The organism is Arthrospira sp. PCC 8006, from assembly GCF_046480465.1.
Lineage (GTDB): Bacteria > Cyanobacteriota > Cyanobacteriia > Cyanobacteriales > Microcoleaceae > Limnospira > Limnospira platensis.
In genome coordinates, this window is the sequence record NZ_PKGG01000019.1 from 1 (window position 1) to 17,086 (window position 17,086).

General features: G+C 45.5%; 21 protein-coding genes. 9 read left to right on the forward strand and 12 right to left on the reverse strand.

Annotation, left to right across the window (positions count from 1 at the left end; translation table 11 throughout):
* Positions 1–354 (reverse strand): type I restriction-modification system subunit M N-terminal domain-containing protein (locus B9T16_RS05185; protein ID WP_410244243.1); only part of this gene is annotated, 354 nt, incomplete at its 3' end.
* Entirely contained in the window at positions 320–487 is a 168-nt protein-coding gene (locus tag B9T16_RS05190; protein ID WP_410244244.1) for a hypothetical protein, read from the reverse strand. The genes B9T16_RS05190 and B9T16_RS05185, both read right to left, overlap by 35 nt.
* Before the next feature lie 74 nt (positions 488–561).
* Here B9T16_RS05190 and B9T16_RS05195 point away from each other — a divergent pair, with 74 nt between their 5' ends.
* On the forward strand, positions 562–684 hold the full coding sequence (locus tag B9T16_RS05195) for a hypothetical protein (protein WP_410244245.1): 123 nt from the start codon (positions 562–564) through the stop codon (positions 682–684).
* Between the two features lie 510 nt (positions 685–1,194).
* Positions 1,195–2,376, forward strand: a complete 1,182-nt coding sequence (gene dnaN, locus B9T16_RS05200) for a DNA polymerase III subunit beta (protein WP_410244246.1) — start codon at positions 1,195–1,197, stop codon at positions 2,374–2,376.
* Between the two features lie 205 nt (positions 2,377–2,581).
* Here the strand turns inward: dnaN and B9T16_RS05205 are convergent, their stop codons facing one another.
* Positions 2,582–2,764: a hypothetical protein gene (locus tag B9T16_RS05205; RefSeq protein ID WP_006618868.1), complete on the reverse strand. Its 183-nt coding sequence runs from the start codon at positions 2,762–2,764 to the stop codon at positions 2,582–2,584.
* A 177-nt stretch (positions 2,765–2,941) separates the two neighbouring features.
* On the opposite strand from B9T16_RS05205, the gene B9T16_RS05210 reads away from it, so the two are divergent.
* Positions 2,942–3,493 (forward strand): DUF2854 domain-containing protein, encoded by a 552-nt coding sequence (locus B9T16_RS05210; protein WP_006618867.1) that lies wholly within the window; start codon positions 2,942–2,944, stop codon positions 3,491–3,493.
* Positions 3,494–3,560: 67 nt separating this feature from the next.
* Here the strand turns inward: B9T16_RS05210 and B9T16_RS05215 are convergent, their stop codons facing one another.
* Entirely contained in the window at positions 3,561–3,830 is a 270-nt protein-coding gene (locus B9T16_RS05215; RefSeq protein ID WP_006618866.1) for a chlororespiratory reduction protein 7, read from the reverse strand.
* 263 nt (positions 3,831–4,093) lie between these two features.
* Between B9T16_RS05215 and B9T16_RS05220 the strand changes: the two genes are divergently transcribed.
* From B9T16_RS05220 to B9T16_RS05230, 3 genes are all read left to right on the forward strand, one after another.
* Positions 4,094–5,326 (forward strand): RNA-guided endonuclease InsQ/TnpB family protein, encoded by a 1,233-nt coding sequence (locus tag B9T16_RS05220; protein ID WP_410244247.1) that lies wholly within the window; start codon positions 4,094–4,096, stop codon positions 5,324–5,326.
* A 61-nt stretch (positions 5,327–5,387) separates the two neighbouring features.
* The gene (sir, locus tag B9T16_RS05225) at positions 5,388–7,388 is read left to right on the forward strand and encodes a sulfite reductase, ferredoxin dependent (RefSeq protein ID WP_006619717.1); all 2,001 of its coding nucleotides are present in this window, start codon (positions 5,388–5,390) and stop codon (positions 7,386–7,388) included.
* Positions 7,389–7,462: 74 nt separating this feature from the next.
* Positions 7,463–8,221, forward strand: coding sequence for a 16S rRNA (uracil(1498)-N(3))-methyltransferase (locus B9T16_RS05230; protein ID WP_006619718.1), 759 nt, complete (start codon positions 7,463–7,465; stop codon positions 8,219–8,221).
* 17 nt (positions 8,222–8,238) lie between these two features.
* Here the strand turns inward: B9T16_RS05230 and B9T16_RS05235 are convergent, their stop codons facing one another.
* The 4 genes from B9T16_RS05235 to B9T16_RS05250 all read right to left on the reverse strand — a co-directional run bounded on the left by B9T16_RS05235 (position 8,239) and on the right by B9T16_RS05250 (position 11,504).
* Positions 8,239–9,114, reverse strand: coding sequence for an NAD(P)-dependent oxidoreductase (locus B9T16_RS05235; protein WP_410244258.1), 876 nt, complete (start codon positions 9,112–9,114; stop codon positions 8,239–8,241).
* A gap of 91 nt (positions 9,115–9,205) precedes the next feature.
* Positions 9,206–9,613: a DUF1823 family protein gene (locus B9T16_RS05240; RefSeq protein ID WP_410223030.1), complete on the reverse strand. Its 408-nt coding sequence runs from the start codon at positions 9,611–9,613 to the stop codon at positions 9,206–9,208.
* A gap of 25 nt (positions 9,614–9,638) precedes the next feature.
* Positions 9,639–11,270 carry a DUF6930 domain-containing protein gene (locus B9T16_RS05245; RefSeq protein WP_410244248.1) on the reverse strand — a complete coding sequence of 544 codons (1,632 nt, stop codon included), beginning with the start codon at positions 11,268–11,270 and terminating at the stop codon, positions 9,639–9,641.
* 84 nt (positions 11,271–11,354) lie between these two features.
* Positions 11,355–11,504: a hypothetical protein gene (locus B9T16_RS05250; RefSeq protein ID WP_161783029.1), complete on the reverse strand. Its 150-nt coding sequence runs from the start codon at positions 11,502–11,504 to the stop codon at positions 11,355–11,357.
* 307 nt (positions 11,505–11,811) lie between these two features.
* On the opposite strand from B9T16_RS05250, the gene B9T16_RS05255 reads away from it, so the two are divergent.
* From B9T16_RS05255 to B9T16_RS05265, 3 genes are all read left to right on the forward strand, one after another.
* Positions 11,812–12,174, forward strand: coding sequence for a HesB/IscA family protein (locus B9T16_RS05255; protein ID WP_006619722.1), 363 nt, complete (start codon positions 11,812–11,814; stop codon positions 12,172–12,174).
* Between the two features lie 97 nt (positions 12,175–12,271).
* Entirely contained in the window at positions 12,272–12,691 is a 420-nt protein-coding gene (locus B9T16_RS05260) for a tetratricopeptide repeat protein (RefSeq protein WP_006619723.1), read from the forward strand.
* 273 nt (positions 12,692–12,964) lie between these two features.
* Positions 12,965–13,201: a hypothetical protein gene (locus tag B9T16_RS05265; RefSeq protein ID WP_006619724.1), complete on the forward strand. Its 237-nt coding sequence runs from the start codon at positions 12,965–12,967 to the stop codon at positions 13,199–13,201.
* 112 nt (positions 13,202–13,313) lie between these two features.
* Here B9T16_RS05265 and B9T16_RS05270 read toward each other — a convergent pair whose 3' ends face one another.
* From B9T16_RS05270 to B9T16_RS05285, 4 genes are all read right to left on the reverse strand, one after another.
* Entirely contained in the window at positions 13,314–14,525 is a 1,212-nt protein-coding gene (locus B9T16_RS05270; protein ID WP_006619725.1) for a 5-(carboxyamino)imidazole ribonucleotide synthase, read from the reverse strand.
* 37 nt (positions 14,526–14,562) lie between these two features.
* Positions 14,563–15,489, reverse strand: a complete 927-nt coding sequence (locus B9T16_RS05275) for a glycosyltransferase (RefSeq protein ID WP_006619726.1) — start codon at positions 15,487–15,489, stop codon at positions 14,563–14,565.
* Positions 15,490–15,533: 44 nt separating this feature from the next.
* A complete protein-coding gene (mraY, locus tag B9T16_RS05280) occupies positions 15,534–16,631 on the reverse strand; it encodes a phospho-N-acetylmuramoyl-pentapeptide-transferase (protein ID WP_035737650.1) in 1,098 nt (365 codons plus the stop codon).
* A gap of 129 nt (positions 16,632–16,760) precedes the next feature.
* On the reverse strand, positions 16,761–17,003 hold the full coding sequence (locus B9T16_RS05285; protein WP_006619728.1) for a DUF3134 domain-containing protein: 243 nt from the start codon (positions 17,001–17,003) through the stop codon (positions 16,761–16,763).
* Between the last annotated feature and the right edge of the window lie 83 nt (positions 17,004–17,086).

Genomic DNA, 17,086 nt, shown 5'->3' on the forward strand with positions numbered 1-17,086 from the left:
GTTAGCCTGCTCGATCGCCTCCATCGCCTCATCAACTAACTGCCCAATAGTCGGCTGTTTCGCCTGAGCCTGAAGTGTTGACCAGCGGGCGACTTCCGGCACAAAGACCACATTTTCTGCTTTGTACTCGTCTGGGTCTTCTGGGTCTGCAAATTCGTAGTTCCCCTCCTGAGCGATCAACTTCTCATGCAACTGCTCAAAAGAATCGGAGATGTACTTGAGGAAAATCAACCCCAGGACAATATGCTTATACTCAGCGGCATCAATGTTTTTACGCAGCTTATCCGCTGCCTTCCAAAGTTTCTGCTCTAGTGAGTCATTATTCTGTGTTTTGGTTTTCTTTCCTTTGGGCATATTGGGTTTCTAATGATGCGATCGCTACCCTGTCAACTCCCGTCAAATACCCGGTAGTATTTGAACAAGCCAATACAGCCCATAGGCGATCGTTATTCCTCGGCTGCTGGCAGTTTCCAGTATACCCCCCCACCCACAACCAAAACTCCCATATTTTACAATTCTTATTAATTCCCCTATCGCCATGGTTTTAATATTTGCCTAACTATGACTCTAATTCCTCATCTAACATTCAGAAAAATTCCGTTAATTTATATTAAAAATATCCCCCAAAAATTCCGCAATTATAGCCTATTTATTTATATGTTAATTAAATGCAAAATTCCTTAATATGCCGCCCTTTGGGAACAGACCTGGCGTCAATTCCCATACACATTAAAGCCCCTCTGACTCCCTCCGACTCCGGGAGACAGCTAAAAAACCATAATCTGGGGGCGGGTTCGGAACTGTACCCATGGTTTATTGATATTCTCGCCCGTAGGGGAGGAACTAGCCTTCTCCCATTTTCAGCCTCAAGCATACCCTGTGGAAAATGTTGTGGATAACTTGCCTATTGTTGCCAAATACTAAGATTCACAGGGGATTGAACCGGACCAAATCCCTATCGATTTGATGGATTTTCCACAGTTTTTCCACAGATACTCATAGGATGGAACCCTGAACCAGATGCAAATTTAAGCCTAATTTCCACAATTTCCACACTGGCTCGCCACCCCCTAAACAATTAGGTTCAACACTTAGGTTCAACACCTAGGTTCAGAACTTATCAGAATTTAGGCGATCGCCACGCCGCCATCAGAGATATAATGTTAGATTCAGTCCCCTTGCTAAATACCTGAAATGCGGTTAATTGTAGAACAGGAACAACTCAGTTCTAATCTATCCTTAGTTTCCAGAGCCATTCCGTCGCGTCCCAGTCACCCGATTTTATCTAACATTTTGGTGAAAGCTGATGCGGACACTCAACAATTGAGTCTAACCGCCTTTGACTTGAGTATGGGAATTAACGCCAGTTTTCCGGCTCAGGTTCAGCAGGGGGGAGTTTTAACCTTACCTGCTAAATTGCTCAATGATATTGTCTCCCGTTTACCTGGGGGCGATATTGAGGTCAATGATGAAGACACCGAAGCTGTCGTTACTCTAACTTCCAGTTCAGGACGCTATCAAGTCCGAGGAATGGTGGCTGAAGAGTATCCCGACTTACCCTCCGTACAAGGTGAACATAGCATTCAACTAGCGGCTGATAGTCTATTGGAAGGCTTAAAGGGAACTCTCTTTGCTACCAGTCCTGATGAAACTAAGCAAGTCCTAGCTGGTGTTAATCTCAAAGTCGGAAAAGATACCCTCTGTTTTGCTTCCACCGACGGTCATAGACTCGCAGTGGTCAAGGTGGAAAATGTCCGAGACCCCAATAGTGAAGAACAAGAAGACCTGGAAATAACTATCCCAGCACGCGCCCTGCGGGAGGTGGAACGTATGATTGTAAGTGCTAACTCAGGGCGACATAGCACCGCCACCGAGGAAGAAGCCACAACCCCCCTAATGGTGACTTTAGGTTTTGATGATACCCAAGTGGTTTTTGACGTGGGAACTCGTCGTTTGAACTCTCGTAAGTTGGAGGGCGCTTATCCGGCTTATGAACAGTTAATACCTAATAAGTTTTTAAGCCAGGTGAATGTTGAACGACGGACCCTTTTGGGGGCTTTAGAACGGATTGGGGTTTTAGCCAGCCAAAAAAATGATATTGTTAAATGTATCATTGATGAGGTAAATCAACAAATTTCCCTATCTGTAGAAGCTGCTGATGTCGGGAATGCTTTGGAGTCAATGCCTGCTCAGATTTCCGGTGAAGAACCCAAGGAACTTGCCTTTAATGTCAAATACTTAATGGATGGGTTAAAGGTGTTAAATAGTTCGGAAATTCAGATACAGTTAAATGCAGCCAGCACTCCCGTAATTATCAATCCTTTGGGAGGTTTAAAAATGACTTATTTAGTGATGCCTATTCAACTGCGTAGGTAGTAGCACCACAAGACAATCCAAGTGAGTCAACTGTAGACAGGAGCGGGGATAGAGCCGTTAATTAAGGATGCTTTTCGCGGTGAGCATAAAACCATACTGCGCCGCCAAAACATCCCTGATGATTTGACTCCGCCTCGCCCCGGTAAAATATAGATAATGGCTGGGATTTGGAGCCGGTATCAAACCCTAATCTATGACCAGAAACTTAATTATTTTCTGATTCTGGAAATGTGCGTTTGAAGTCTTCTAGCAACTCATCCATTTCCTCGAGAGCCTGATTTACATCAATTCGCAAAGGCCCTAAATTAGGTTTTTCCAATAACTTGAGTAGAGCTTCCCGTTGGCTCTCAATTAAGGCAACTCGCTCTCGGATCTTCTGTGAATCCATGGATTATCCTCTTGTCACCTAGGTAGTTAGATTTCGATAATTCTAGCATCAAACTCAAGTTTTGTGTTCTGGTGATGTGAAAAAAACGGGACTGGGGAACTGTAAATGATTGGGGTTGACGGGCAATTTTTTGGTAAAGTATTGATTGATGCCAACAATTTATAATTAGTTAATCTGATGTTTCGGAAAATTTCTCTAGCTCAAGTGGGTTTAGTGCTGGGTGGGTTAATTACTGTGGTGGGGTTTGTCGCCTATTTTGCTGACTATGCTACCCTAAATCTAGCGGGATTTTTTTATGGGATTCCCCTATTATTGGGAGGACTGGCTCTGAAAGCGGCAGAAATTAAACCTATACCATTTTCTGAACCGACAACGCCAGAAGTCCTCAGCAAGCGGGAACAACAGGCGACCCCTACTCAAAATCAAGTGCGATCGGATGTTACCCGCTATCGTTATGGCCAATCGGCTCACCTCATTGATGCGATCGAACGCCTGAAACTAGGAGGGAATGATGATGAACATCCACAGCTCCAAGCCTTGCGGGAAGGGGTAGTTGATGGCAGTTATGCGTTAATTTTAGAATTTTACTCGCCTTTTGTGCCTCTATCGGTTTGGGAAGAAAAGCAAACCAAAATTGCTCAATTTTTTGGTCCGAATTTGCGGGTACAGGTGACTCAACCAGACACTGATTGCGTGGATTTAATCATGATTGCTGACACGGAAAGCTAATTGAGTGGCAAATTTGGGGTTAAGGTTGAAATCCCATAGCTTGGGAGGGTGCTGGTGTATATGCTACCTATTCGGGATTGCCTTTTTCTAAACGTACTGCATACCACTGTAGATATTTTCCGGGTCCTAAATCAAGATCACAGCAGGTATTGATAAGATATTGGGCTTGCTGTGAGGGTGTGGGAAACTTTTGGAGTTCACGGGGGAGATCATCTTGTAGTTGGGCTAGAATAGCCTGTAACTTGTCTGTAAGTTCGGCGACAGTCATAAGTTGCTCAGGTTGGTTAGGCTCCAAGACAACAAAGTGATCTTCCTGGTACATTAGAGAATCTGCCATAAAAAGTTTTGACCAAATCTGATCTGATGGAGGACAATCTCTAGCATAATCGTGGTACGATCATTTTGCTAGGTGCGAGACGTTCAGGTTCAGACTATCGGTGTTTAAACACAATTGGGTGTGGCTTGGAATTTAAAAAATGTGGCGGAATTCCCCTTCCTCGCTTGCAGGGAGGGGATGAATAGCAACCAATAAACAAACTGAGCGATAGCGAATCCTCGGATGATCAGCTACAATGTTATCGGCAACAGCAAATAACGATAATGTATAAGGCGTACAAGTATCGCATCTACCCAACCGACGACCAAAAAGCGTCTCTCGCCAAGGCGTTTGGATGCTGTCGTTGGTATKGGAATTTGGCACTCAACCTATGCCAAGAAACATATCTCAAGACAGGCAAAGGATTATCTCGTGGATATATCCAGGGTCTGTTGCCAGGGTTAAAAAAGGAATACCCTTGGCTAACGGATGCCTATTCCCAGTCTTTGCAAGTTGTTGCTCTCAATCTTTCCACTGCCTACAAAAACTTCTTTGAGAAGCGGGCGCAATTGCCCCGTTTCAAGTCAAAGCATGGTCGGCAGTCATTAAGTTATCCCGCCAACGTTAAGTTTGAGGGAGACTATATCAAACTACCTGGGAAGATTGGGCTAGTCTACTGCCATCGTCATCGAGAATTTGAAGGGACAATCAAAACTGTGACGGTCTCCCAAAATTCTGATGGACAATACTATGCTTCGGTATTGGTGGATGATGGGAAAGAAACTCCCAGTCAGTCTACCGAAGGTAAAGCAGTTGGCATTGATGTTGGATTGACTCATTTCGCCATTACCAGTGATGGGTCAAAGTATGATAATCCCCGTCATTTCGCCAAACATCACCGTAACCTTAAACGCCAACAACAAAAACTATCCCGCAAGCAAAAGGGTAGTCAGAATAGAACTAAAGCCCAACAAAAAGTAGCTAAGGTTTATAGCAAGACTGTCCGTTGCCGTGAGGACTTTCTACACAAACTATCCCGCCAGATAGTCAACGAAAACCAAGTTATTGCTGTAGAGAATCTGAATGTAAAAGGGATGGTACGAAACCACAAACTAGCCAAGGCGATTAGTGATGTAGGCTGGGGAATGTTTACCACAATGCTTAAATATAAAGCGGAGTGGGAAGGAAAAACCTATATTGAGGTTGATCGTTTCTTTGCATCCTCTAAAACCTGCCACGTTTGCCTCAACCGAGTAGATAGTTTGTCGTTAGATATTCGTCAATGGCAATGTCAACATTGTGGGACTTGCCATGATCGAGATGTCAACGCGGCACAAAATATCAGAAATGAAGCCTTGCGGATACTTCGACTATGCTCAGTACAAGTATTGTCGTTGGGAACCAGCGATACTGCCTGGGGAGGGAGTGTAAGACAACCTGGCAAAACATCGGTTTTGTTAGATGCAGTTCCCGTTGAATCAGGAAGCCCCATCCTCGCCAAAGGCAGGGTGGGGTAGTTCACGCTAAGTCAGGTTCAGCCTCGATGTTTTTTTGTTTTGACTGGCACTTCACTTTACTATGACAAGCCCTACATTTACGAAATCAGCGCAAAAGCTCTCTAAACTTGAAGCTATCAAAGAGCGCAGTAATCAACTGCGGGAGCCTTTAGCAACTGAACTGCTCAACGATCGCAACTATTTGACAGAGGATGCGGTTCAGATTCTCAAGTTTCATGGCTCCTACCAACAGGATAACCGAGATAATCGGGTTCCGGGACAAGAGAAAGATTATCAGTTTATGTTGCGAACCCGCAGCCCCGGGGGATTTATCCCACCTCAGCTTTATGAGACTCTCGATCATCTAGCGGATGAATACGGGAATGGGACACTGCGGACAACTACCCGCCAAGGGTTCCAACTCCATGGGATTCTCAAAAAGAACCTGAAAACGGTTCTCTCTAGCATTATCAAAAGCATGGGCTCGACTCTGGGTGCTTGTGGAGACTTGAACCGGAATGTGATGGCTCCTCCGGCTCCCTATTGCGATCGCCCTGAGTATGAGTATGCGAAAACCTACGCCAATTATATTGCGGATCTGCTGACTCCTCAGACTGGGGCTTATTATGAAATTTGGCTCGATGGAGAAAAAATAGTTAGTGCGGAGGAAAACCCGGAAGTCAAAGCGGCGCGCGATCGCAATGGTAATGGCACAATTTTCCATGAGGGGGAAGAGCCGATCTATGGCAAGCATTATATGCCGCGCAAATTCAAATGTGCGGTAACAGTCCCCGGAGATAACTCTGTTGATATTTATACCCAAGATGTGGGTTTGGTGGTCATAACTAATGCGGCGGGAGAATTGGAGGGCTTTAACGTCCTAGCAGGCGGCGGTATGGGTAGAACTCACCGCAAGGAAGAAACCTTCCCCCGTATAGCTGATGAAATTGGCTATGTCGATCGCGCTGATATTTATGATTTGATGAAGGCGATCGTAGCAACCCAGCGGGATTATGGCGATCGCACTAACCGCCGCCACGCGCGGATGAAATATTTAATTGAGGATTGGGGAGTTGACAAATTCCGCGCTCAGGTTGAGGATTATTTTGGCAAACCCCTAAAACCTTTTAAACCCCTGCCTCCTTGGAAATATCAAGATTACCTGGGATGGCATGAACAGGGCGACGGTAAATTATTTCTGGGTATCTCGGTGGAAAATGGCCGGGTGAAAGATGACGGAAGTTTCCGGCTCAAGGCGGCTTTACAGAAAATTCACCAAAAGTTTGAGTTGCCAATGTTAATTACAGGCAACCATAACATTATCCTGTATGAGATTTCGCCGAAACACCAGCAGCAAATCGATCGCCTCCTGAAAGAACATGGGGTTTTGCCAGAAACCGAAATTGATCCTCTGGTCCGCTATGCCATGGCCTGTCCGGCTTTCCCAACTTGCGGATTAGCAATTGCAGAATCTGAACGTGCAATCCCTAGTATCCTAGACCGGATTCGGGTATTGTTGGACAAGGTAGGGCTGGAACAGGAGCATTTTGTCGTTAGGATGACAGGATGTCCCAATGGATGTGCCAGACCCTACATGGCGGAACTGGGGTTCGTCGGTAGCGCTCCCGACACCTACCAGGTTTGGCTGGGAGGCTCTCCTAACCAAACGCGACTAGCTGAACCTTTTATGGAACGGCTGGCTCTATGTGACCTAGAAGCAGTTCTGGAGCCGATTTTTGTTGGCTTTAAACAGAATCGGCAACCGTCCGAGAGTTTTGGCGATTTTTGCCATCGTGTTGGTTTAGACTCCATCCGCACTTTTGTATCCAATTACCAAGTAAATTCCTCGATGAACATTGAGACGAAAGAAATCCCTGTCCCAACTTCGCCAGAAACACTCTCTAATGATGCGACTGCGCCCCAAGCTCCGGTCGATCCTAGCAAAATCCGACATCGGGTTAGTGTGCGTCATGACATCTATAGTCAACTAAAAGATGAGTCGAAACGCCAAAGCAAACCAATTGTCGAAATTGCTACCCAGGCGATTGAGGAGTACCTAGCTAAGGTTCGCGCTGAGTCCTAATTGCCTTTAATGGCTGATTAAGCAATCCCCACCCTACCAAAAGTCGGGTGGGGTCATTTTGTTAACAGAATTTCATGAGGGAACTTCAACGGATCGCGATCGCTCCTGAACAATTCCATGACCAACAGGTAGACCTGACTGCTGGACAACAGCATTATTTGGGTCGAGTGTTGCGCCTACAACAGGGCGATCGCTTTATTATTCTTGATGGTCGGGGGGGTTGGTGGCTGGCTATCTGGAAAGGCGGGCAAAATGCCACTGTGGTTGAACCGATAAGGGTTAACAATGAGTTACCCATACCTGTGACTTTATGGGTGTCTATGCCTAAAGGAAGTGGCTTTGAGGAGATTGTGCGCTGTACTACGGAGTTGGGAGTGTCTCGTTTGGTTCCCATTATCAGCGCCCGCACTGTGGTTGTCCCTAGCCCTCAAAAACTAGCCCGCTGGCGACGTATTGCTACAGAGGCGGCGGAACAGTCAGAACGTCAGATCCTCCCGGAAATTACTGATCCACTATCGATACAGCAGGCTTGGGAAACTTTGTCAGACCAGGGAGAAGAGGTAGATAAATATATTTGTGTGGCTAGGGGAGATTTTCCCCACCTGTTGAATTGTTTGTTGGCTTCTCGAACCGGACAAGGAAAGGGTTATGTCTACAATTCCCTGCTTTTAGCTATTGGACCCGAAGGGGGATGGACAACACCAGAGGTTGAGGAAGCAATTAATAGGGGATTTCAGCCTGTGTCTCTGGGAAGCCGAATTTTGCGATCGGTCACAGCCCCCATGGTGGCTTTATCTCTAGTAGCGGCGGTCTCGGAAATGGATAATTATTAATTATTAATTGTTAATTGTTAATTGTCCGGCTTCTGATAAGCTCTAATCATGGCTTGGGTTCCTTGATTAGAGCCTAAACCTTCATCCAAATTCTGAACTATTTTAAACAGGGTATCGGCTAATTTTACCCCTGGTAACTCCCTGGAAATAGCCTCTTGAACTAATCGCAAATCCTTAACCATGTGGCGAATCATAAAACCCGGAGCGAAATCATTGTTAGCTACCTTTTCCCCTAGGTTAGACAAAGCCCAAGACCCAGCGGCTCCGGTGCTGCATACCTCCACAATTAGTTGAGGGTCAATACCCTGATGTTCCGCTAGTAACATCGCCTCACATAGTCCAATCATGTTGAGGGAACATAGTACCTGATTACAGAGTTTAACAGCTTGACCGCTACCACTAGGACCACAATAGCGGATATTTTTACCCATTGTTTCTAACAAGGGTAGGCAGGTGTCAAAGCTATGGCGATCGCCACCCACCATAATAGCTAGAGTACCATTTTTCGCGCCGATATCTCCCCCGGAAACAGGTGCATCTAAAAACTGCATTTGATGGGATGCGATCGCCGAAGCGATCGGATGAACCGCCGCCGACCCAATAGTGCTAAAGTCTATAATGATCGCGCCCGGTTTAGCAAACTGAATCACCCCTTCCGGACCAAGGATGACTTCTTCCACATCGGGAACATCTCCCACACAGGTACAGATCACCTCAGCTTCCGTCACAGCCTCTTCTATGGTATGAACGATTTTAGCGCCTGCATCAGAGGCGATCGCCACACCAGGACGCGATCGAGTACGATTCCATGCTTTCACATCATAACCACCTTGAGCGAGGTTAGCAGCCATATAGCCACCCATCACACCCAGTCCCAAAAATGCAGTTTTCATAGCGGGTTTAGAAAGTTGGCTGGTGTCGGGTTCTGGCTGATCGCCGGACCCGCCCCTACGCGATAAAATCGTCACGAAATCCTTACCTCAATTATGTTTGCGTTGTTGATATTGCTTGAATATCTGTGTTGTTGGGCTGGGTAGTTTTCATATAGGAGAGTAACCAGTTAGCCATAGTAGCGCGCCGGGTTTGTCTCGGTCCAAAGTTTCCAATAGTGTAGCCTTTAAAGCCTAGTTCCTCTTTCAGGAGTTGTTTATTTTCTTTAGGTATCGACCGGGTGAGTTGAACAGTAGCCGGACGGCTTTCGATAAAGTCCGGGGGTTCTCCGTAGGTTTCTCGCCACTGTGTATCCACTTGAGTTACATCCCAGCGATCGCTTTGTTCGTCATAGCGATAACCGAGATAATACCACACCAGTTGATTAACAGTGCTGTCGTCTATTTCCTCATTCAGAATCGCCCAAATCGTATCAGTATTTAGGGGGGGTAGTTCAGACATAACCTAGGTTGTAGTTTCCAGTTAATTACATGGGGGTAATGAGTTCTAAAGGTCCCAATCCAAACTCATCAGGAGAAACCGATCGCAATTCCACCAATGCCATCATATCCTTAAAACCGGGCTGACCACGAGAAGCCCCCGTCAACCCCATAGCAATAATTAAACCACACCAACCCTGAGTTTGGCTACAGCGTTGTTCCCAGTTTTTCCGAGCCCGCTGATGAGTTGGGTCATCTTCGATAAATTCACCAAACAAATGCAATTCACCATTTTCCGTCTTCAAAATTCCCAGGTCATAATTGCGACCCTCCAGGGGATCTTTTCCTGAGTTAAAACATATTCCCGTTAATCCTCCAGCCTCCTCCAAATTTTGAATTAGTGTTTTCGCCTTCGGCTTAGAAGTTTGAATCAAAATCACAGGTAGACCATCCCCTTTCTGAGGAATTTGCACATCCGAAGGCTGATAGAACTCCGTATTGTTTCGCAAATAATCCACCGTTTCCCAAGGAATTACACCTAAACTCAAAAATGATTTAGGTGGTATCAAATCATCTCGTAACGTAGGGTAATCCAACTCCTCGTCGTCATCTTCCGCTGCGGCTTCCACCATTTCCAGAAGTTCATCAGCCACCTCTGGTAAAGTTTCCACCTTCACCGAAATCATTTTGGTTTCAGTTGCATCAGGTAAGGAACAAGATATGCGATATCGTTTCGACAGCTTAGGAAATGAATCCTCATTTAATTTATAGCGAAAATCTCGTAAGAATCGGTGCAGTGCTTCCAAGGCTACCATCATCACCGTGGCTTCTTCTTCGTAGATCACAGATCGCAAACCTTCTAAGGGGTGTAAATTACCAAAGTTAGGTTCAATCTGCGATGCTGATAAAGTTTCCCAGATTACGTCCTCCTCCTCATCTTCTTCTGACAAAGGCTCAAAGGTGACAAACAGACAATCTTGAGTTAAAAATGCTTCTTCTAGGTTATCAAAAGGTCGGTCAGCAACAACTCTTTCTCGAAACCTTTTTAAAGATTCTAGGGAACGGTACATTAACACCCCATAATCCATCCCTAACTTCCCTAGTGTAGAAATGTAGAGAGTTCCTACATCTAAGTGATTGATTTCTATAGAAATAATTTGATGTTCCACTAATTTATCCCAGGGTGCATCTTGCCAAATTTGATAGGCTTTTTTGAGCAGGGGATCTACAAAGGGTTCCGGAAGTTGAGGAGGGCGACTTTCGGCTACTTCTTGGAGTCCCCTAAATATCTCATCAATTAGTGGTAAATCCGGTACATAGTCTATAACTATATCCAGTTCTTGTAAGACACCGCGCAGGAAAAACTGAATTTCGCGATCTTTGACGACAATTTTGTGAGGGCGGGCTGCTGGGGTGGGGCTTTGGGGATGTTCCATCGCTCTAAGCAGGGTGCGGACGATCGCTTCTGGACCAATATTAGCCGATACCATATCCATTGACCGTACCATTCCCTGAGAACCGTCAACCCAAATGATGCAGTCATTATCAGTCTCTATATCTGTTTCTAAATTAGTCTGTGACATCCCCTGAGACATCGGACGGCGATCGCCCTCCCACACGCTAGGAATGGATGGTAGTTTTTGTAAACGACGAAGGGTTGAACGATTGAGAAATGTCATTTAGATAAATTATGATATCGAGTAGTGCTACCAGATTAAGATTTTACACAATCGATTGAACCGGGAATTTTACACCCGCTCCGTTTATGGTAACAGGTTGCAGGTCCCTGCTATGGTCCCTAATCTTAGATTGTATGACAAAATACCAAATTCTGGTAAATGCGATCGCGCCCAGGTTAGATCTGGCTGTAGGACTGGCTTTTCATCCCTAGCCCAGGTCTCCTTGACCGTCATCTTAACACTCCCCGCCTTACATTTGTTACAATCGGAGCTAGGATCAATAAATGGCAGGGTCGATTCATGAGTTGGCCTGCCATAAATTAATTATCCCGGCGTTAAATGAGCTATGGAACGCTATTGGGAACCACTGTGTAAACAATGCTGGCTCCCATTCCCACATTCCAGCATAGCAGGTGAGAGTGAGAGCCAAGCCCATTGAGCAGTTATGGTGTTCTCAATAGTCCGAGTAAGTCGTCAGACCTATCTCGACCCCTAGTTTAGTATTGCGAAAATCATAAAAATCAAGGAGTTAGGAAAGCCAATGACACAAGCAACTGAGTCTAAAACCCCAACCCAAGGAATTCAGATGACTGATGCTGCTGTTCAGCAGGTGCTTTTCCTGCGCGAGAAGCAAGGTAGAGACCTCTGTTTACGGGTGGGTGTCCGTCAGGGGGGATGTTCTGGTATGTCTTACATGATGGATTTTGTTGAACCCGATAGCATCCAGGATACTGATGAGGTCTTCGATCATAATGGTTTTCAGGTTGTTTGTGATCCCAAGAGTCTGCTGTATATTTATGGGATGGTCCTTGACTACAGCAACGCTTTGATTGGGGGTGGGTTCCAATTTACTAATCCTAATGCTAGTCAAACCTGTGGCTGTGGTAAGTCCTTTGCTACTTAATGGTTGACGGACTCCATCAGGTATGATTAAAGGCGATCGCACGTTGTACTGTAACAATGGCGATCGCTTTGTAGTCTGTAATACTTGCTCTCTAACGATGAAAACTACTGAAGAACTGTTTAAGGAAGGATTTGAGCGTTATCAAGCTGGGGAAGCTATGGATACCTTAATCCCCGTGTTTCGTGAAGTGTGCGATCGCTCCCCTAAAAATAGTAACGCCTGGACTAGCCTAGCTTGGTTATACCTTCTGGCTAATAAACCCTCTGCGGCTTATAAAGCCGCCAAGTTGGCGGTTAAATTAAATCCCCACGACCCCCAAGCTAGGGTAAATTTAGCCGTATCAATGTTGGAGTTAAAAAAACCGGGGGTTCGTCCCCATGTAGAAATGGCTCAACAGATGATTATGGCTGATTCGGAGTGGCTAGAGGAAGTCAAAAAAAATTTGGACGATGGATTGACTCGCAAACCTGAATGGAAAAGTTTACTTAGGGTTAAACAATGGCTCCTAGAACTTTAGCAATACCAATTTGATGATATGCTAACATATAGCATCGCCAGTAATAGACCTGAAATTATCGGGTCTGTTCACGGCAATTCAAGTAAATTCCAGTTGAATAGGGCGACTGAGTAAATATTCCTACTAGGTAGCTCTTGAAACTCCTTTACAAAAAATAATATTATTTAACCAACCAATTGGCAAAATAAATGATAAGATTTGGGAACTTCACGCATTAACAATCTTATTTGAAGTTAGCAGACCAATTTGATAACACAAGGAGTAGAAATAACTATGGGCAATGATAACGTAGAAATAACTATGGGCAATGATAACCAGGTTAATGATAACCAGGTTTACGTTAAGGCTGATACCCGCAATCATAAAGGCTTTTTTGTGCAGCAGGGTGCTTACAAGTTAAAAAACATTGAAGAGTCGGGCTGGGCGTTAATTTGCTTAGATTCCGTTTGCTACTATGTCGATCCTGATAATTTACAATCATCTCAGTCAGGGGAGAGTGCAGAATCTTAGAGTATTAAATACTAAGAGTATATACCTATAAATTAGATAAATTAGGCTGTCCTCACAGGTAAGGACAGCTATTTTTTTTTGGGGGGGGTAACAATCAGTCAAATGAGTATGATTACTGATGGCGGTAGGGAAGTTGATCACCATACCAAATAGATTCTATCTGTTGAGCGATCGCCTGTGCTTCCTCATGTAGAGTATGGGGGTCTTCAGTATCAATTAAAACGGTGACATGACCGAGTTTACGACCGGGACGGGACTGAATTTTCCCATACCAGTGAACTTTAGCTTGAGGAATGGCGGCGAGTTGTTCCCGTTTGGCGAAATAGTCATTTTCGGCTAACTCAAACCCTAACAAATTCACCATCACCGCGCCGCCACATTTAAGGTCAGGACTTCCCAAAGGTAAACCAGAGACGGCCCGCAAATGTTGTTCAAATTGGGAGGTATAACAAGCATCAAGGCTAAAGTGACCGGAATTATGGGTGCGGGGGGCGATTTCATTAACCAAAACCTCCCCAGAAGTGGTCAGGAAAAACTCAATACCAAATAGCCCCACCACGTCTAAACCATTAAGAAGGGTATGGGCTAACCGATTAATTTGATTTTGTAAATCGGTGCTAATCTTAGCGGGGGCGATCACGCGATGACAAACCTGATCGCGTTGGATAGTTTCCACAATGGGATAAATAGCGACATCTCCGGTGACTGACCGGGCGGCGATCGCTGCTAATTCCCGTTCAAAGGGGATAAATTCCTGTAGTAGCATGGGGGGATAATCAAACTTCGCCCAGGTAGCTTTCAGGGTAGCAGCATCAGGAATGATAAAGGTTCCCTGGCCATCATAACCATGCCGTCTAGCTTTGAGAACTACCGGATAACCCAAACCTTGGGTAATTTTAGGGTTAAGATCCCCTTCAGCCCTTGTTAGCGCCTCAAAACGAGGCACAGGCAAGCCTAAACGTTGCAATTGAGATAATTGCTCAAATTTATCTAACAGGGGTGCTAAAGCCTCCAGACGGGGGCGGAAACAGACCCCAGCTTCTGCCAATACCTGGAGAGCATCAAGATCAATAAACTCATTCTCAAAGGTAATCACATCGCAGCGTTTAGCTAACTCCTGAGTAGCGATCGCATCAGCAATATTTGCTAAAACGGTATCGGCGGCGATCGCCACAGCCGGATCACTATTATGGGGAGTTTGGACCACCAGAGACACGCCCAAATTCTTAGCCGCACTAGCCATCATCCAAGCTAATTGTCCGCCGCCAATTACACCAACGCGGGTAATTGTTTCAGTTGAATGGGGTATAAGGGTGACATTCATGGCACAAAACCAACCTCTACTGTTTACTTTTCTTTGACTAAAGCTGATCAATCTGTTTGGCTTGTTCAGGAAGACTTGCTTGTTGCTGACCGAGCGATCGCCATCTCGCATTAAGTAGACCTATGGGAGTCCCCACCACATCAACCCAATCACCGCGACCTATAATCGCCTTAGCACTATTGACAGGTAATTCCTTGACTATCCACCGCCCCAGGCTATATATGTAGTCTTTAGGCTGCATTTGAGGCATTAAATCCACGCCGTGGATTTGGTGAAGATAGCGGTTTGACTCTCCATAGCGTCGCCACTGACTTTGTAATCCTTTTAGAGTGCTGCGGTGGCGATGTTTAACCTGTGCTTTTTCCATAAAGGCTAACTGGTAGCTGGTTTGCTGTTGAATGCGCCAACATAAATCAGCATCTCCCCCGGTGGTGAGATAGGGACGAAATAAGCCCGTTTTTTGGAATGCGTCTCGTCGCACGGCTAAATTAGCGGTTTGACCGTAGGGATAAAAAGGGTGTGCGAGGGTGTGTTTTTGGGAAAGGGTATCTTGGCGGCTGGCGTGTTTTTCTAGGAGAGTGTTTCCTGGTAAAGCGATAATTTCCCCTGCTACTATGCCAATTTGATCATCTCCAAAGGGTTGTACCAGGTTTTTTAACCATTCAGGTTCTGGGCGACAGTCAGCGTCAGTAAAGGCGATAATTTCTCCTCTGGCGGCGCGGATACCACGATTTCGGGCGGCGTAGGAACTTTGAATTTGATTTTCCGTCAGGGGTCGCAGGGGTAGGGTTGGCTCGGCGGTAGCTGTTTGCAATATTTCCCCGGTGCGATCGCTGCTGTTATTGTCTACTAGCAGATACTCAACCTGATTGGTTGGGTAGATTTGCGATCGCAAACAAGCAATCAAATCTGGCAAATCAGCTTCGCCATTATAGATAGGAATGACAACAGAAATATATGGCATAATAGGCAGTTCAAATTGAACTTGTTAACCACACCAGAAAATCCCTAACCAGCTATCAGAAAAACCACCCAAATTAATAAGCCTTGAATACAATAGAAACAGCCTACAACTTGATTTTCTGACCAGCCATAAAGTTCGAGGTGATGGTGAAGTGGAGCCATTTTAAACAGACGTTTACCAACTCCGTTGGCATCTTTAGTCGCCTTGTAGTAGGTCACTTGGGCAATGACAGACAGGGTTTCGACTAAGAAAATCAAACTGACAATTAATAACACCCAAAGGGTATTAGTAATCAAAGCCACCCCGGCTAAGGCTCCCCCTAAAGCTAAGGCTCCTGTATCTCCCATAAATACTTTAGCTGGGTTGCGGTTGTGGGAAACAAATCCTACACAAGCGCCGGACATACAGGCACAAAATAGGGCAATTTCTGGGTAGGTGGGGGCGAGATAGGCGGCCATTCCCAAAAAGGCGATCGCTCCTAATCCTCCCATTAAACCATCAACGCCATCGGTTAAGTTAGTGGCATTACTTTCCGCCACCTGAACGAATGTAGCGAAGGGCCAGAATAACACCCCTAGGGATAGAGTTAAGCCAAAGGGTAAGGCGATATTAGATGCTACCGAGGCTTGATTGTAGACTAACCAGATACAGAATAGCACTGCCAACAACACTTGCAGCGCCAATTTCATCTTAGCAGAGATGCCTTTATTAGATTTTCGTCTCAAGATTTGCCAGTCATCTATGAACCCAACTAAGCCCAAGCCAGCCGTTAGGGCGCAAATTGCCATAACATTAGTATCAAATCCTGATCCGGCTAGTGCGATCGCAATACCGACAGGAATAAAGAAAATCCCCCCCATGGTTGGGGTTCCGGCTTTCTTGAGGTGGGCTTGCGGACCGTCTTCTCGGATGAACTGTCCGGCTTTAATCCGGGCTAAAATGGGGATAATCCACTGTCCGGTCGCCGCCACGACTAAAGCGCAAATGGTAAACGGTACGAACAAGGAAATATTAGCAGGCCATAGGTGGCTCACTGTCATATCCAAGCCAATGGCGAAAGCGCTCAATCCTAAACACAGGAACAGTAATAAATACGATCCTGATATTTGTAGGGACTTGGAGTTAGTAAATTTACTATCCACAGGTTTTTCAATCAATCCTCAACACCAAAAACTTTGTAGGCAAATATAATTCGCCCTAGGGTAACTGATTAGCCCCTATTGATCAATCTTTCTCGGTTTATACCCAAGTGATAGGTTGTTAACTGTTCCTTAGTCCTCGTCCATATCTTCATCATCGTTGTCATCTTCATCAACATAAGACGCATCATCAACGATGAGTTCTGATATTTCTTCTTCGTCGGGTCTGTAACTACTCACAGGCTCCTGAACAGTATCTCGCGGAATCAAGCGCCCAGTTTGGGTCAGCCAGTCTAACAGCGAAACCTGCTGTTTAGATGGAATAACATCAGCCGGTTCATGGCTTGGGGTTTCACGCAAAGAAGGATTTGGCATAGGTTTTGGTTTCGTGATGCAGTTGACTCCGGCTCAGAGTCTCAGGAGTCATCCCCTCGACTCTATTACGCCTGAGTTAGTTT

Bases quoted from the DNA above. Each gene is read 5' to 3' on its own strand.
- B9T16_RS05250 (WP_161783029.1), bottom strand. From the start codon at position 11,504: ATGACGGTCAAGGAGACCTGGGCTAGGGATGAAAAGCCAGTCCTACAG.
- B9T16_RS05230 (WP_006619718.1), top strand. From the start codon at position 7,463: ATGAGGGAACTTCAACGGATCGCGATCGCTCCTGAACAATTCCATGAC.
- B9T16_RS05235 (WP_410244258.1), bottom strand. From the start codon at position 9,114: ATGAAAACTGCATTTTTGGGACTGGGTGTGATGGGTGGCTATATGGCT.
- B9T16_RS05260 (WP_006619723.1), top strand. From the start codon at position 12,272: ATGAAAACTACTGAAGAACTGTTTAAGGAAGGATTTGAGCGTTATCAA.
- B9T16_RS05285 (WP_006619728.1), bottom strand. From the start codon at position 17,003: ATGCCAAATCCTTCTTTGCGTGAAACCCCAAGCCATGAACCGGCTGAT.
- B9T16_RS05215 (WP_006618866.1), bottom strand. From the start codon at position 3,830: ATGGCAGATTCTCTAATGTACCAGGAAGATCACTTTGTTGTCTTGGAG.
- B9T16_RS05205 (WP_006618868.1), bottom strand. From the start codon at position 2,764: ATGGATTCACAGAAGATCCGAGAGCGAGTTGCCTTAATTGAGAGCCAA.
- B9T16_RS05240 (WP_410223030.1), bottom strand. From the start codon at position 9,613: ATGTCTGAACTACCCCCCCTAAATACTGATACGATTTGGGCGATTCTG.
- B9T16_RS05270 (WP_006619725.1), bottom strand. From the start codon at position 14,525: ATGAATGTCACCCTTATACCCCATTCAACTGAAACAATTACCCGCGTT.
- sir (WP_006619717.1), top strand. From the start codon at position 5,388: ATGACAAGCCCTACATTTACGAAATCAGCGCAAAAGCTCTCTAAACTT.
- B9T16_RS05275 (WP_006619726.1), bottom strand. From the start codon at position 15,489: ATGCCATATATTTCTGTTGTCATTCCTATCTATAATGGCGAAGCTGAT.
- B9T16_RS05195 (WP_410244245.1), top strand. From the start codon at position 562: ATGACTCTAATTCCTCATCTAACATTCAGAAAAATTCCGTTAATTTAT.
- B9T16_RS05255 (WP_006619722.1), top strand. From the start codon at position 11,812: ATGACACAAGCAACTGAGTCTAAAACCCCAACCCAAGGAATTCAGATG.
- B9T16_RS05210 (WP_006618867.1), top strand. From the start codon at position 2,942: ATGTTTCGGAAAATTTCTCTAGCTCAAGTGGGTTTAGTGCTGGGTGGG.
- B9T16_RS05265 (WP_006619724.1), top strand. From the start codon at position 12,965: ATGGGCAATGATAACGTAGAAATAACTATGGGCAATGATAACCAGGTT.
- B9T16_RS05245 (WP_410244248.1), bottom strand. From the start codon at position 11,270: ATGACATTTCTCAATCGTTCAACCCTTCGTCGTTTACAAAAACTACCA.
- dnaN (WP_410244246.1), top strand. From the start codon at position 1,195: ATGCGGTTAATTGTAGAACAGGAACAACTCAGTTCTAATCTATCCTTA.